Raw genomic sequence first — 15,398 nt, 5'->3', positions numbered from 1 at the left:
AGGGATATAAAGGATAAGGAGATATTATTGTGAAAAAAGTTTTTTTTCGGAAGAGATTATTGCTGCAGGCCTTGGTAGCGATCGTAGGACTTATGATATGCGGTGTGGGCGTAGGTATTTTTCTATACAGTCAGTTGGGAGTGGATCCTGCCAGCGTATTGGAATTGGGGTTGGGAAATGTTTTCCATGTAAGCTACGGAACCGCTTCGGCGCTCACGAATATAGTGATTTTGGCGATTGTATTTATTATAGATAAATCCTATATCAATGTATCTTCTTTACTCGCTATTGTCGGAATCGGATACACAGCGGACTTTGTAAGATTTTTGCTGGATTTTTTTATCAAAGGAGAGCCGCATCTGGCAGCCAGAATCCTTATGATCTTGATAGGCTGTCTGATTATGGCGACAGGTATTGCTACTTACATCAGAGCAGAGCTTGGCGTTGGTGCGATTGATATGGTGTCGGAGGTTATCAGCAATAAATTGAAGCTTTCTTATCGTATAGTAAGAGTGGTGTGTGATATTACTTTTGTAGCAGTAGGTTACATTCTCGGAGGGACGGTCGGCGTCGGAACGGTAGTTGCGGCCTTTATGACAGGCCCGGCGGTACAGTTTGTGAGACCTTATGTATATAAAGTAACCGATAAGATTCTGGCAAATGAAAATAAGTAGAACAAGAAAAGGAGGGTAGTTGTATGGCAGATGTGATTTTGGATATAGATTCCGTTGGCGATGATATTCTGGCGGTGCTTTATGGGGCGTTACATAAGAAGATAAATCTTCTTGGCATCACCACGGTAAATGGAGCATGCGGAAGTATTGAGCAGGCGGTAAATGTGGCGCTGAATACGGTAGAGCTGACTGGAAGGAATATTCCGGTCTATGCAGGAGCGGATAAAATGCTTGCGCCAAAGATGGCAGGGGTGGATGGAGATCCGGTTAATTTCGATGAGGAATTGCGCTGGAAATTCGGAGAACGTTTGGATAAATTTAATGAAACGGTAAAGAAACCTGAGCGGGAAGCGGAGAAAACACATGCTGTGGATTATTTGATCCAGGCATTTAATGAAAGGCCGGGAGAAATCATACTGGTAACGACGGGGCCGGTAACCAATATCGCCCTGGCTGTTCAAAAGGACCCTTCTATAGCGGGTAAAGTAAAAGAGGCGTATATTTTAGGAGGTGCCTTTCAAATATCCGGGAACATTACACCTGTGACGGAATATAATATTTGGGCGGATCCGGAAGCGGCAAAAATAGTTCTTAATTCCGATATGAAGATTACTCTTGTACCTTTGGATGTCTGTGAAAACAATCGATATGCGGATGGAATGATGACGAGAGATCATCTGGCGGAAATGAAATATGAAGGCAAAGGTGCCATAGTGGATTACATTGCGGACAAGTTTCCTATTTATATCGACATATGGAGAGAGTTCTTCCAGCTCGGGGGATTCCCCATGGATGACGTAATCACCTTGGCGCTGGCGGTCGATCCGGAGCTTTGTGAATATACGGAAAAAGTCTTTGTTGATGTGGAACTGGAGGGTGATATTGCCAGAGGACAGACCGTTGCTTATTTTGGAAAACAAATTGTCAGAAATCCTAAAAAGGAACATAAAAATACAAGAATAGCGAGAAGTATAGACGGAAAAAAATTTATGGATCTATTTGTAAAGACAATAATCGGGCAATGATTTTGCGGCTGGATATAGCTAAAAAGCATGAAGTTTTCTTCGTGCTTTTTCTGCGTTTCAGATACAGGGAAAGTGTGTTATAATTAGCAGGAAAGTTTTGCATATGAAAGGGGACATTGTATGAATATTAAAGATATTGCAAATCTGTGCGGTGTGTCGCCATCGACGGTATCCAAAATCCTTCATAATAAAGATGAGGATATCAGTGTGGAAACGAGAAAAAAAGTTTTAGAGATTATTAAAGAATACCAATATGTCCCTTATTCCAAGGTGATAAACAGCGTGGCGCCCAAGACGAATATGATAGGTATTTTATTGTCTGAAGATATGTATGGTGTGCAGGAAATATTGTATGGTATTGAAAAAGAAGCATCCGAAAACGGGTACAGTATTCTTCTGTGTAATACGGCAGGGGATAAAGAAAAAGCGGCAAAGTTTTATCAAATATTTGGAAATAAAGGAGTTGACGGTATTATTTCCATTTGTCAGCCGGAAGAGTTGCCGGAAACAATAAAAATACCTGCCGTACGTATTTTGGATAAAAAGAGCGGAGTAAGAAAAAATACGGTAGCCGATATATATTTCGAGATGCAGGATGCGGGTTATCTGGCAACGGATTACCTTTTGGAGAAAGGCCATCATAAGATTGCATGCCTTTTGGAAAAGGAAGATACGGAAATAGAGAAAGGCTATATCAAAGCTTATGGAGAGAGGTTTGTGTCCCCGAATAAGGAAAGGGTTTTTTTGGGGACGGAAGAAGATATTATAGGAGTCGGGATTCCAAAATGCCTAAATGGAGATATAACTGCTATCATATGCGCGAATGCGGAGATTGGAAATGTTGTTTATGAGAAGATACGAGAAAGAGGCGATACTGTTCCTAATAAAATATCCGTTATCAGTGTCAGAGACAGCTCTCTGGCAGAGAAGCTCTACCCGAAAATGACGGCTGTTCATGTATCGGCAGGAAAAATAGGCAAAGCCGCGGTGAATGCCTTGATCCAAATTATAGAAGGAAGAAAACCTGCTTATGAGTGCAGAGAAAAAATAGAGCCAGACATAAGAGAACGAAACAGTGTTATCATACCTGCCGGGAATGTACAAGGAGGAAAAGTTGTTGTGGTAGGCAGTATGAATATGGACTGCATGATCAATGTGAGTCACATTCCCACCGGCGGAGAAACGGTAAGGGCCGGAAATATGGTATCCCTGCCTGGAGGGAAAGGAGCGAATCAGGCCGTAGGAGCAGGTAAGCTGGAAGGTCTTGTTTATATGATAGGAAGGCTGGGGAATGACAGTGATGGCAAAGAAATTTATAATAGTCTGGTAAGCAGCGGCGTGAAAACGGATGGAGTCGTTTTTGATGATTCTATTCCTACTGGAAAGGCATATATTAATGTTGCAGCAGACGGAGAAAGTACCATTGTAATCTATCCGGGCGCCAATGAAAGACTGGACCGCAGTCAGGTGCGTCAATATGAACAGCTGCTGGACGATGCGCAGTATTGTCTCCTGACAATGGAGATTTCGGAAGAAACGGTAGAATATACGATAAAAAAATGTCAAAAGAAGAATGTAAAAGTAATATTGAAGCCTTCGGCTGTGGAAAAAATGAAGGAAAGCTTATTAGAAAAAGTTGATTATTTTGTCCCGAATGAAAAAGAGGTAATGCAATTGATTCCGGAAGCGCCGACAATTGAAGAGCGGGCGGATATTCTCATGCAAAAGGGTGTTAAGAATGTAATTATAACATTGGGACAAAATGGCTGTTATTTACAAAATGCTGATTATAAAGGGTATTTTCCGGCAGCAGGTTTTTATCCGGTAGATACCACGGGGGCCGCAGATGCGTTTATAAGCGCGCTGGCAGTTTCGTTAAGTGAAGGAAACGATATACTGCAGGCGGTCAGCTTCGCAACTTATGCGGCAGGTGTAAGTATTACCAGACAGGGGGTACAGCCTGCTATGGTGGACCGGAGAGGACTTTCCTTGTATCAGGAAGAAATCGGCAGCTTTTATAATGAAATAAGCATGGAAAAGAAACGATGCGAAACAAAACGAAGTTGAAAGTAGAAAAATATACGGATATAAAGTATAATTAAATAAAAAACAAAGCAGGGGATTCGAAAGCGGAAAAAATATGATTATAGAAAACTTATTCAAAGAAAAAAGACCGGTACTGTCTTTTGAAATATTTCCTCCCAAAAAAGAAGCGGCGCTTCTTAGTATTGATGAGACACTTTCTACGTTAGCGAAGCTGAATCCTGATTTTATCAGTGTGACCTTCGGAGCCGGAGGAAGCGGCGGTAAAAATAAGACCGTAGAACTTGCGAAAAAAATAAAAGAAGAATATGAAATAGAGCCGCTCGTACACTTAACGTGTATAAATCACAGCGAAGAGGAAATACGCATTCTTCTCAAGCAGCTTGAGGCGGCGCAGCTTAAGAATATACTGGCGCTTCGAGGTGACTTCAATCCGGAGGTTCCTCCCAGGCACGATTTTAAGTATGCCGGAGAGCTGGTAGCGTTCATTAAGAAAAACGGAGATTTTAATGTGAGCGGAGCCTGCTACCCTGAGACTCATCTGGAGGCGGCAGATCCTGTAAGCGATATACGCAATCTTAAGAAAAAGGTGGATGCGGGAGTCGGACATCTGGTTTCGCAGTTGTTTTTTGATAATCAGGTTTTTTATGATTTCGTAGAGAAGGTACGGATTGCCGGAATCGATGCTCCGGTGGAAGCAGGCATTATGCCGGTGACGAATAAGGCGCAGATAGAGAAGATGGTGACCATGTGCGGAGCTTCTCTGCCCCCTAAGCTTCAAAAGATTTTAAATAAGTACGGCGATAATAAGGCGGCTCTGTTCGATGCGGGAATGGCATATGCCATCGACCAGATTGTGGAGCTCCTTTCGAATGGAGTGGGCGGCATACATATTTTTACGATGAACAATCCGGTAGTGGCGCGTAGAATATGCGACGGAATTAAGAATCTGATTTAATGGAGAGGTGTATAATAATATATGGGCAAAGCAGCACTTGTCAGCGGAGCGTCCCGTGGTATCGGCCGCGCAGCAGCAGAGAGTCTGGCAGAGGCAGGATACGATTTGTACCTGACATGCAGGCAGTCGGAAGAGGAACTGTCAGAACTGAAAGATAAGCTGGAAAAAAATTACCATATTCGTTGCGCGGCATATATATGTAATATGGGGAGTTATGAAGAGGTCAGCGACCTTTTTAGGAATATTCCCGATTTGGACGTATTGGTGAACAATGCAGGTATTTCTTATATCGGGCTTTTGTCGGAAATGGAGGTTTCCAAATGGCAGGAAATAATAGATACCAATTTGAACTCCGTTTTTTATACCTGCAAGCTTGCGATTCCGCTTATGCTTAGGAAGAAGTCGGGAAGAATTATTAATATATCATCGGTATGGGGAAGCACAGGTGCTTCTATGGAGGTGGCTTATTCCGCCTCAAAGGGCGGAGTGAACAGCTTTACCAAGGCATTGGCAAAGGAGCTGGCACCAAGCCATATATGTGTGAATGCAGTAGCATGCGGTGTCATTGATACGGATATGAACCGGAGCTTTGAAGAAGAGGAGCTCAGGGCACTTATAGAAGAAATACCGGCAGATCGTTTCGGAAGGCCGGAAGAAGCGGCGAAACTCATCCTGCAGATTATCGATGCACCTGAATATATGACGGGGCAGATTATAACGATGGACGGCGGATGGTGCTGAATTAAGAAAGAATAGAGGGATGACTATGTACGATTTAGTAATTATCGGATCAGGGCCGGCAGGGCTGTCGGCGGCAATATATGCGAAGAGAGCAGGTCTCAAGACCTTGGTTTTGGAAAAGAGTACTATGAGCGGAGGGCAGGTGCTTACCACCTATGAGGTGGATAATTATCTTGGACTTCCGGGAATCAACGGCTTCGATTTGGGAATGAAGTTCAGAGAACATGCGGATAATATGGAGATTGAATTTGTGGAAGCGGAAGTGTCGGGCGTTAAAAGTATCGATGCTCCGGGCTGCAACGAACATCCCATGCAGGATATGAAAGCGGCGGATATTGATTTGGACGCCTGCAGGAAGAAACGCGTACATCGCATAAGTACCAGTCAGGGAGATTACGAAACGAGAACGATTCTAATCGCTACCGGCGCCTCTCATTCTAAACTGGGAGTGCCGGGAGAAGAGGAGCTTGCGGGGATGGGCGTTTCCTACTGCGCTACCTGCGATGGAGCCTTTTTCAGAAACCGCACGGTGGCGGTAGTAGGCGGCGGCGACGTAGCGGTGGAGGATGCGATTTTCTTGGCGAGAACGAGCAAGAAGGTATATTTGATTCATAGAAGAAACGAGCTTCGGGCAGCTAACATCCTTCAGGAAAGCTTAAGCAGTCTTGATAATGTGGAAGTGATATGGGATACGGTAGTGGAGGAAATCAAGGGAGAGGATCAGGTACAGGGCCTTCTTCTGCGCGATCTGAAGACGGAGGAAAAAAAGGAGCTTGCGGTGGATGGTGTATTCATTGCTGTAGGAATCCATCCGAATACGGAAAGCTTCGGAAATGCCGTGAAATGCGATGAGAGAGGATATATTGTTGCAGATGAGGACTGTGTTACGCACACAGCCGGAATCTTTGCAGCGGGAGATGTCAGAACCAAAAAGCTCAGACAGATTATCACAGCTGTAGCCGACGGCGCCAATGCGGTGACGAGCATTCAGAATTATTTTCTGTAGAAAATGGAGTGAATCGATGCATAAGATCAGCATTATTGTTCCGGTCTATAATGTGGAAAAGTATCTGGAACGGTGTGTAAACAGTATATTGAACCAGACTTATGAAAACAAAGAGATTATTCTTGTGGATGACGAGTCTGCGGATACAAGCGGCAGGATATGTGATGAACTGGCTAAAAAGCATAATGAGATAAGAAGTCTCCATGTGAAGAATGGAGGACCCAATAAGGCCTGTATGGAAGGCCTTGCGGTGAGTACGGGAGAATATATATGTTTTTGTGACAGCGATGACTGGCTGGATGAAAAGATGCTTTATGAGATGAGCCTTCGGCTCGAGGCAGATAAGAAACAGATTGTTTGCTGTAACTTCGTTATAGAGGATAAGACCGGCACGAAAAAGGGAGGGCGTCACGGCGCAAGGCCCGGCGTCTACGAAGGTGAACGCTTAGAAAAGGAAATATGGGGAGAACTTCTTGGCCATGAGAACCGTACGGTATCCATGTCCCGGTGCATGAAGCTCTTTTCCAGAGAGCTTTTGACCGCCAATACAAAATATTGGGATTTCAAGCTGCGCATGGGAGATGATATGACAATTGCGATTCCGGCAATCTTAGATTGTGACAGGATTGTCATTATGGATGGGGCCGAATACTACCATTATCTTTTCCTGGATTCTTCCATTGTTCATAAATATAACAAAGGCCTATATGAGAACATCCGGTATTTAAAAGAGGTATTGGAAGCTCTTTTACAGAAGAAGGAAGCCTATAGAAAGGAGCAGTGTGAAAGAGAGTATTTGTATCTTTTGATGCTCGTTTTGAAAAATGAGGCAAGAGGAAGCTATAAGGCTTACAGTAAGACTATGCGGCGAATCTGCCAGAAAGAGCAGACTCCGGTAAAACTTAAATGTTATCCGATAGAGGTAAATGAGACGGTAGGAAAGCTTTGCCGCTTTACGATGAGATACCCGAATCTTTTCGTGTTAGGATGCTTTCGAATGCTGATACGGACCTATGATTATATGAAACGATGAGTTTATTGATATAACTTTAATACTCGTGTTGCGAAACGGTAACTGTGAAGGTGCTTAACAGTTACGAGGAAGGAAAAAAACGTGCGGGAAAAAATTGTTTTTTATACACATGCAGGAAGCGGAAATCATGGCTGTGAAGCGATAGTCAACACGCTCTGTGGAATGCTGAAAACGGAAGTGGCGCTGGTTACTAACAGCAAAAAAGAGGATGAAAAATATTCGGTGAACGGAATGTGCGAGCTGATACAGGAGAGGAAGTTTTCTAATCACAAGCTGGCCCACATTTTGTATTATATATATCGTAAGATTACGAAGGATAAGGAAAGCTTTATTTTATACCGTTATCATGAAGTGTTTGGGAAAAAGCGTTCCCCTCTGGCGATTTCTATCGGAGGCGATAATTATTGCTATGATATGATGCTGAACGATTTATTTTTGGCAAACTCGGCCTTTAACCGGGAAGGAACAGCGACCATGCTGGTGGGCTGTTCCATTGAGCCGGAGCTTCTTAACAGGAAGGAGATCAGCGAGGACCTTGCCAGGTATAAGATGATCATAGCGAGAGAGTCCATCACCTACGAAGCTCTTGTATCGCATTATAAAAATGCAGGGGGATCTCCGGACATCCTTTGCTATCCTGACCCGGCTTTTACCCTGAAGGAAAAAAGACTTCCCTTGCCCGAAGGTTTTTTAGAAGGCAAGACGGTGGGAATTAATATAAGTCCGTTAGTCATGGACTGCGAAGGAAAAGAGGGAATCCTTCTATCCAGTTACAAAAGGCTGATAGAGCATATAATCGGGACTACGGATATGCAGGTCGCATTGATTCCTCATGTGGTATGGGATAGGAACAATGACCGAATTCCGATAGAGGAGCTTTACCGCACATATGCACATACGAAGAGAGTGATTAAGATAGAGGACGGCACTTGCGAGGAGCTGAAAGGCTACATCTCCAGATGCCGTATGTTCATCGGGGCAAGGACACATGCTACGATTGCGGCTTATTCTTCTTGCGTTCCTACACTGGTAGCGGGATATTCCGTGAAGGCCAAGGGGATAGCCAAAGACTTATTTGGGGCCTATGACAATTATGTGCTTCCGGTACAGCAGCTTGAAAATGAAGAAGCGTTGATCGATGCCTTCCAGTGGATGTTGGATTATGAAGAGGAAATAAGGAAGCATTTGAAGGAAGTCATCCCCAGCTACGCGAAAGAGGCGTATAAAACGGGAGATGAAATCGAAAAGATATGGAATAGTGTAAGGGTACAAGGATGAGAATCAAAAATACATTGATCAATTTAATTTATATATGGGGCTCCGCGCTTTTGCTGCTGGGGCTCAATCTACTGTCGCGCCGTATTTTCTTGAACGTTCTTACAGTGGATTATCTGGGTTATGACGGACTGTTTACCTCAATTTTCTCCTTTCTTACGTTATCGGAAATGGGAATTGCGAGTATTATCACTTACCATATGTACAGTGAAATCGCGACTAACAACACGCAGCAGATTCGAAAGCTTCTATATATTTATAAGATGATATATAAGATTGTAGGGAGTTTCGTGTTGGTTGCCGGTGTAGTTACCAGCCTCTTTCTTCCTTTCATTTTGAAGGAGCAGATGGCGGGTGAGGACAGGCTGTTCATTTACACCATTTATTATTTGCAGCTGTTGGCTACCATATGTACTTATTTCCTCGCATATAGAAGGATACTTTTCGTTACCCACCAGAAAATATATTTCTGCACTACAGTGGATACGCTTATGAGTATTGTTTCTACCTCACTTAAGATTTTCGTATTGATTAGATTCCAAAGCTATGTCGGTTATTTGCTCGTTGCTGTTGCCAATAATATTATTTCAAACCTGATTATCGCATGGTGGTCCCGAAAAAAATATCCTGAGATCACTAAGGTGAAGATAAGCAAAGCGGATATTAAGGAACTGAATCTGGGGCATGATGTGAAAAACATGATGGCGACTAAAATTGCCGGTACCATATACGGCAGCTCTGACGATATCATTATTTCCGGGATGCTGGGAATCGGAACGGTAGGAATGGTCAGCAATTACAGGATGATTTCTGCTAAGATCCAGGAGCTTATTATTTCTATATTCAGTGCACTGCAAGCCAGCATAGGCAACCTTGTATATGCCGATGAAGAGAAAAAGGGAGTCTCCTTCTTTGGTGCCCTTGATCTGGCCGGATTTTACATGGGGCTGGTGGCGGCTACGGGAATGATCGTGGTAGGGCAGGATTTCATTTTCTTTTGGTTGGCGAAGTCGGAGTTACAGCTTCCGTTGTCTTTCTTATTTATGCTGTCTGCCAATGTATTCGTGGCTATCTGCAACAATCCGATGACTTATTTTCGAAATACGCTGGGACATTTTGAAACTGATAGAGATTATATGATAGCGGCTGCTGTTGTAAATGTGGCTATATCCCTTATACTGGCGCCGATAGTAGGAATTACCGGTATCATGTTTGGAACGGTAATAGGGCATCTGCTTATCTTTATGGGAAGAACGGTAGTGGTATATAAGTATTATGTGAAGGAGAAGCCTTACAGCTATTATGCGAAATTTCTATTTCGCATGGTCCTTTTGGGAATTACTGCATTTGCAGCGTTAAGGATTTCCTCTCTGTTTACTATTGATATTTTGTTAGGAAGTATTATTGTAAAGGGAATTATCAGCGTAATTGTTGCCACGGCTGTATTTTTGGCCTCCAGCTTTAAAATGAACGATTTTCAGACCTTGGTATCTTATATAGAAAAAGTAATAGAAATGGTTCTTAGGAAAAAGAAAGCAAAGGGCAACATGTAAATAGGCAGAAGGTTAAGAGAATGTTCATGGGAAGCCTGCTGTTTCAGATGCCGGATATTACAAAACAATGACAAAAAGACTCTGATGGTGAAGCTTTAGGGGAATATGATTACCGCTGAATATGTGCGTATTATCGTCAGCAGCTTTGTTATTGTATACATTTTTTGTATGATAATGATATCTGCCGGATTCATGATAAGAAAAATTTGGTAAATGTATCCTAACGTTGACAAAGTATTACAAAGGTGTTATATTATTTTACAGATGTAATAAATTTGTAATAAATTTAATACTAGCGTTAACAATTAACGGAGGATATTTCTTATATGAGACATAAGAACGTGAAAATTGTAATATGTGCAGTGACAGCAGTTCTTACATTTTCAAGTATTGACATAAAGACAAATGCGGCGACGGGGATTTCTTCCGTATTGCCGTCTGCAGGAATCGATTATACTTTGGCTTCCAATGCCACTTCCTTGAAGAATATTAAGGATGAGGCGGATACGCAGAAGATTCAGAGCACAAATAGCGCCGGCGTATCGGGAAATACATCGAATAGCAGTGCGCAGGCTCCTACGACTGCAGGAAGCGCGAGTACAACATCCGTAACGGGAAATGCGGAGGCGGTTTCCGGCGATACCACGAAAGCAGAACAAAAGACTATTGAAGAGACAAAGATAGTTGATGCATCTAACGTGGATGAAAGCATTTTGAAGAGCGTGGAGAAGAAGCTGGACAAGAAGGATGAAGAGGAAGGCTTCAAGAGCCTTGTTATTGCAAAGGTAAATGATTACGTAAATGTAAGAAATACCCCCAGCGAGGATGGAGAAATCGTTGGAAAGCTTTATGATAAATCGGTAGGAACCTTTATTTCGGAGACCGACGGCTGGTATGAAATCAATTCCGGTTCCGTAACAGGATATGTAAAAGGCGAATATTGTGTGACGGGTGAGAATGCCATCGCTCTTGCGAAAGAAGTAGGAACGAGAATTGCAACGGTTACGACGACGACCTTGAAGGTGCGCGAGCAGCCGGGAATGGATACGACAGTACTCGGTCTGATACCGATTGAAGATGAGCTGATCGTAACGGAAGAAATGGATGATTGGGTAAAGGTGAACATAGAGGAAGGCGATGGCTACGTTTCTACGGATTACATAACGCTTTCTACAGAATTCGTCAAGGCAGAGTCTAAGGAAGAAGAAGCTGCCAGACTCGCCAAGGAAGAAGCGGAGAGAAAAGCAGCACAGGCAGCAGCGGCAAGAGCTACTAAGTCAAGTTCCTCGAAGCAGGCGGTTACATATACTTCCAGCGGTGGAAGTTCAATGGGGCGTTCTGTGGCGGATTATGCGCTTCAATTTGTAGGTAATCCATATGTATATGGCGGTTCGAGCCTTACGAACGGAACCGATTGCTCTGGATTTGTTATGAGTGTTTATTCGAACTTTGGTGTAGGCCTGCCTCACTCTTCGTCGGCAGATAGGAGCGTGGGAGCTGCGGTAAACGGACTGGAGAATGCGCAGCCTGGTGACCTCGTATGCTATTCCGGACATGTGGCTTTATATATTGGAAATGGCCAGATTGTTCACGCCTCTACTTCTAAGACAGGTATTATCGTATCCAATGCTAATTATAGAACACCTCTTTCTGTTAGAAGAATTTTCTAACGGGAGAATTAATAAAATAAGTTTGGCGGGTGCTTTCTGGCATCCGCCTTTTTTAATAGTTCTAGAGAAATTATAGGAACCGCTTGGATGGGGGAAATCACGGAAAATTCAAAAATCACCTTGACAATTCGTGACTTGTACAAGATTCACAAAGAGCTAAATAACGATATAAAAAACACTTAAAAGAGTTTTAAAGTTATCCACATAGGAAAGTGCCTAAAAATAGGGGTTTGACACTTATGCACGGAGTTATACACATTATCCACATGTTTTAGGATTAAAAGAGGGAAGGAAATTATGGTAACCTTTAGAACGAATGTTTTGTATAGTTCTGATAAAAATGTCTTTTTTATCAGAAAATGTCGAAAATGATATTGACTTTACAAAAGTCTTTGAGCTAAAACAAAATCTCTAATTTGTTGCACAAGGTCATAAAAATATGGTATAATGCTTGTACAATAATCCAATGAAAGGGATGAGTGATATGAAGTTTATTATAGCAGGTAAGAATATCGATGTTACGGAAGGTTTGAGGACAGCGGTAGAGGATAAGATAGGTAAATTGGAGAAGTATTTCAATCCGGAGACCGAAGTACACGTAACGTTGAGCGTAGAAAAGGAAAGGCAAAAGATAGAGGTAACGATACCGGTAAAGGGAAGTATCATTCGCTCGGAGCAGGTAAGCAACGATATGTATGTTTCTATTGATCTGGTAGAAGAGATTATCGAGAGACAGCTAAAGAAGTACAAGAACAAGCTGGTAGACCAGAAGCAGTCGGCGAGCTTCTTCAAGCAGGAATTTATAGAGAAGGATTATATGGATGAAGAGGAAATCAGGATCATCCGCACCAAAAAATTTGACATCAAGCCTATGTATCCGGAGGATGCATGTATTCAGATGGAGCTTTTGGGACATAATTTCTTCGTATTCTGCAACGCGGAGACCGATCAGGTAAATGTAGTATATAAGAGAAAAGGCAATACGTATGGTCTGATTGAGCCCGAATTATAGATTGATAAGATGCGTAAGCGCTTGGTAATTCAGTTTTTAAATCATTATATTTAGAAATTGTTGTATTTAAAATTAGTAAGGATTGAAGGGGGCTGTGTGAAATTGGATGAGCTATCATCGACGGACACGGCCCCTTTTTTTATTTGGAGGAAGGATGTATATGGGTGTATATCACAAAGTGAGGAATAAGGTTGTTTCCATAAGGGAGAATTCGAAGATTTATAAGCCGTATTATAATTATGCTGCAGGTATCAGCTCAAAGCAGCCTCCCATTTTCAATGAGGGTGGACAGCCCATGGAATTATTTTTTATAAGAGATATGCATACCGCCCATAATCCGTATGGTAATGTAGGAAAACATTTTTTGTGGGACCGCTATAACTGGGGGCTGGATACTCATTTTTATACACACCGTGCCATGCTTGAGACTATGGGAAAGCCGGTAAGAAAGTATGGAATGCTGGGAGAATCCAGAGCGATAGTTCCGAAGGACTATCTTATGTTTGAAAAGCATAAGGGGCTTGCGCAGGAGTTCGATGCCATATTTACTTATGATGAGAGGCTCTTGGATTCGCTGCAAAATGCTAAATATTACCCGATATGCGCGGAGGTGTGGTATGGACGAAATAATCCGGAAATCATAGACGGTAATGCATATGATGCGAAGAATAAAAATATATCCATTCTTTGTTCCGATAAGCAAATGTGCGAGCTCCATAAGGTACGGGCAGAAATTGCGCGCTACTGTAAAAGAAACCGGCTGGCGGATGTAATGGGAACTCTTGATGGAGGGGAATATGTGCCCATCGATGACAGCTTAAGGAACTACTGTTATTCCTTTGCCATTGAAAATGAACTGTCGGACTATTTTTTTTCGGAGAGAATCACCAGCTGCTTCGCCGCCCAGACTATTCCCATTTATCTTGGGGCGCGCAAGATAGACAGCTTTTTTAATAAGGACGGAATCATACAAATATCGTTAAAGGATACGGATAATATAGAAACCATTATAAAGAAGTGTACGAAAGAGGAATACGAGCGGAGGCTGCCGGCTATTCTGGACAATTATAATAGAGTGCAGAGCTACTTCAATATGCAGGACTACCTATATGAAAAATTGCTGTAATTCAGGAGCGGGGAATAGAACCCCGCTCTTTTTCATATATTTCTATGAGGTATGCCGGATGGTGGAATATGCAGTATCTAAAAAAAATAAAAAGGGCGGTAATTATAGAGAGTATTCTTCTTAGCTGCTTCGGAATCGTTTGGGCGACGGGGTTTTTAAGAGACGGTTTTCCGAAGGCAGAAGAACAGGCCATAGAATTGGAAGTTTTCGCGGAAAAAAAATATATCAAGTGGGTAGACTTCAATATATCTTATGAGGCCCTGTGCGAAGCCTATAAATGGGATGTGGACACGTATAAGGAGAGCCTGGAAGATAAGGCAGCAGAGCATGTAAACTGGATTGAACTGCTCGCTTATGCAGGGGCTAAGAACGGGGGGAAGTTTCCTAAAGGCAGCGTATCGGAGATAAGCAAGACAGCCAGAAAGCTTACGTCCAAGGAGACGACGATGCGGGAACTGACGAAGGATATGGAATATTATGCTTATTATCTGGAAGCCTATACCGCTGTGCTGGGTGGGTTTGTAGGAGAGTATGAGATACAAAAGCCGATGGAGGACGGAACCGTGGAATGGCAGTCATGCTACGGCCTAAAAGCGTTTTCGCCTGTGGCGAAAGGCTTTGCTTATAACGACTATGACGATTTCGGGACATCCAGAAGCTATGGCTATTCCAGGCCTCATCTCGGCCATGATATGATGGGGCAGGTTGGTACGCCCATTATTGCCATAGAATCCGGCTATGTGGAAGCTATCGGCTGGAATCAGTACGGCGGATGGCGTCTGGGAATCCGCAGCTTCGATGGAAAGAGGTACTATTATTATGCTCATTTGAGGCAGAACTTCCCGTATTGCAAGGACTTGGAGGAGGGAAGCGTAGTAACCGCAGGGCAGGTAATCGGTTATATGGGACATACGGGTTACAGCACGAAGGAGAATGTGAACAATATCGAAGTGACCCATCTTCACTGGGGATTACAGCTTATATTTGACGAATCCCAAAAGGAAGGCAATAACGAGATCTGGATCGACTGCTATAATTTGACCAGATTTTTGTATAAGAACCGCTCAGAGACGATAAAGAATGAGGAGACGAAGGAGTGGTACCGCATTTATGAGATGAAAGATCCGGCTGTGACGGAATATAATAGTAAGAATTCTCAATGAATTTAAAATTAATAAACTTTTTAGTAAACCCGATTTGCTTTTCTGTCATTGCTATTTATAGAAGAGTTTAAATGGGGAATCGCAAGATAGAAGGTGAGCAGCGTCACAAGATCACGTCT

General features: G+C 42.8%; 13 protein-coding genes. All 13 read left to right on the top strand.

Translation table 11 applies throughout. From position 1 onward, the window contains the following. Nucleotides 1-29: 29 nt before the first annotated feature. The 13 genes from CC90_RS0111300 to CC90_RS0111235 all read left to right on the top strand — a co-directional run bounded on the left by CC90_RS0111300 (nt 30) and on the right by CC90_RS0111235 (nt 15,279). On the top strand, nt 30-674 hold the full coding sequence (locus CC90_RS0111300; protein WP_035315662.1) for a YczE/YyaS/YitT family protein: 645 nt from the start codon (nt 30-32) through the stop codon (nt 672-674). Nucleotides 675-697: 23 nt separating this feature from the next. Next, complete coding sequence (locus CC90_RS0111295; RefSeq protein WP_031390878.1) at nt 698-1,699, top strand: nucleoside hydrolase; 1,002 nt, start codon at nt 698-700, stop codon at nt 1,697-1,699. Between the two features lie 120 nt (nt 1,700-1,819). After that, on the top strand, nt 1,820-3,766 hold the full coding sequence (locus CC90_RS0111290; protein ID WP_051869471.1) for a PfkB family carbohydrate kinase: 1,947 nt from the start codon (nt 1,820-1,822) through the stop codon (nt 3,764-3,766). Nucleotides 3,767-3,839: 73 nt separating this feature from the next. Beyond that, the gene (metF, locus tag CC90_RS0111285) at nt 3,840-4,700 is read left to right on the top strand and encodes a methylenetetrahydrofolate reductase [NAD(P)H] (RefSeq protein WP_031390876.1); all 861 of its coding nucleotides are present in this window, start codon (nt 3,840-3,842) and stop codon (nt 4,698-4,700) included. A 21-nt stretch (nt 4,701-4,721) separates the two neighbouring features. Next, nucleotides 4,722-5,441: an elongation factor P 5-aminopentanone reductase gene (gene ymfI, locus CC90_RS0111280; RefSeq protein WP_031390875.1), complete on the top strand. Its 720-nt coding sequence runs from the start codon at nt 4,722-4,724 to the stop codon at nt 5,439-5,441. A gap of 25 nt (nt 5,442-5,466) precedes the next feature. Further along, complete coding sequence (locus tag CC90_RS0111275) at nt 5,467-6,447, top strand: NAD(P)/FAD-dependent oxidoreductase (protein WP_330373224.1); 981 nt, start codon at nt 5,467-5,469, stop codon at nt 6,445-6,447. 16 nt (nt 6,448-6,463) lie between these two features. Then, nucleotides 6,464-7,480 carry a glycosyltransferase family 2 protein gene (locus CC90_RS23135; RefSeq protein WP_031390873.1) on the top strand — a complete coding sequence of 339 codons (1,017 nt, stop codon included), beginning with the start codon at nt 6,464-6,466 and terminating at the stop codon, nt 7,478-7,480. Between the two features lie 81 nt (nt 7,481-7,561). Further along, entirely contained in the window at nt 7,562-8,758 is a 1,197-nt protein-coding gene (locus tag CC90_RS0111265) for a polysaccharide pyruvyl transferase family protein (protein WP_031390872.1), read from the top strand. Further along, nucleotides 8,755-10,308 (top strand): oligosaccharide flippase family protein, encoded by a 1,554-nt coding sequence (locus CC90_RS0111260; RefSeq protein ID WP_031390871.1) that lies wholly within the window; start codon nt 8,755-8,757, stop codon nt 10,306-10,308. Before CC90_RS0111265 ends, CC90_RS0111260 begins: the two co-directional genes overlap by 4 nt. Nucleotides 10,309-10,634: 326 nt before the next feature. Continuing rightward, entirely contained in the window at nt 10,635-11,978 is a 1,344-nt protein-coding gene (locus CC90_RS0111250) for a C40 family peptidase (RefSeq protein ID WP_031390870.1), read from the top strand. 484 nt (nt 11,979-12,462) lie between these two features. Continuing rightward, complete coding sequence (gene hpf / locus CC90_RS0111245) at nt 12,463-12,990, top strand: ribosome hibernation-promoting factor, HPF/YfiA family (protein ID WP_031390869.1); 528 nt, start codon at nt 12,463-12,465, stop codon at nt 12,988-12,990. A 160-nt stretch (nt 12,991-13,150) separates the two neighbouring features. Beyond that, nucleotides 13,151-14,116 (top strand): hypothetical protein, encoded by a 966-nt coding sequence (locus CC90_RS0111240; RefSeq protein WP_132038522.1) that lies wholly within the window; start codon nt 13,151-13,153, stop codon nt 14,114-14,116. 68 nt (nt 14,117-14,184) lie between these two features. Next, the gene (locus tag CC90_RS0111235) at nt 14,185-15,279 is read left to right on the top strand and encodes a M23 family metallopeptidase (protein WP_031390867.1); all 1,095 of its coding nucleotides are present in this window, start codon (nt 14,185-14,187) and stop codon (nt 15,277-15,279) included. The last annotated feature ends 119 nt before the right edge of the window (nt 15,280-15,398 follow it).

It is taken from the genome of Kineothrix alysoides (genome assembly GCF_000732725.1).
GTDB classification, from domain to species: Bacteria; Bacillota; Clostridia; order Lachnospirales; family Lachnospiraceae; genus Kineothrix; species Kineothrix alysoides.
This window is presented reverse-complemented; position numbering and strand designations above follow the sequence as displayed.

Excerpts from the sequence above, each read along its gene's own strand:
- CC90_RS0111260 (WP_031390871.1), top strand. The coding sequence starts at position 8,755 with ATGAGAATCAAAAATACATTGATCAATTTAATTTATATATGGGGCTCC.
- CC90_RS0111235 (WP_031390867.1), top strand. The coding sequence starts at position 14,185 with ATGCAGTATCTAAAAAAAATAAAAAGGGCGGTAATTATAGAGAGTATT.
- metF (WP_031390876.1), top strand. The coding sequence starts at position 3,840 with ATGATTATAGAAAACTTATTCAAAGAAAAAAGACCGGTACTGTCTTTT.
- CC90_RS23135 (WP_031390873.1), top strand. The coding sequence starts at position 6,464 with ATGCATAAGATCAGCATTATTGTTCCGGTCTATAATGTGGAAAAGTAT.
- CC90_RS0111295 (WP_031390878.1), top strand. The coding sequence starts at position 698 with ATGGCAGATGTGATTTTGGATATAGATTCCGTTGGCGATGATATTCTG.
- ymfI (WP_031390875.1), top strand. The coding sequence starts at position 4,722 with ATGGGCAAAGCAGCACTTGTCAGCGGAGCGTCCCGTGGTATCGGCCGC.
- CC90_RS0111240 (WP_132038522.1), top strand. The coding sequence starts at position 13,151 with ATGGGTGTATATCACAAAGTGAGGAATAAGGTTGTTTCCATAAGGGAG.
- CC90_RS0111275 (WP_330373224.1), top strand. The coding sequence starts at position 5,467 with ATGTACGATTTAGTAATTATCGGATCAGGGCCGGCAGGGCTGTCGGCG.
- CC90_RS0111250 (WP_031390870.1), top strand. The coding sequence starts at position 10,635 with ATGAGACATAAGAACGTGAAAATTGTAATATGTGCAGTGACAGCAGTT.
- CC90_RS0111290 (WP_051869471.1), top strand. The coding sequence starts at position 1,820 with ATGAATATTAAAGATATTGCAAATCTGTGCGGTGTGTCGCCATCGACG.
- hpf (WP_031390869.1), top strand. The coding sequence starts at position 12,463 with ATGAAGTTTATTATAGCAGGTAAGAATATCGATGTTACGGAAGGTTTG.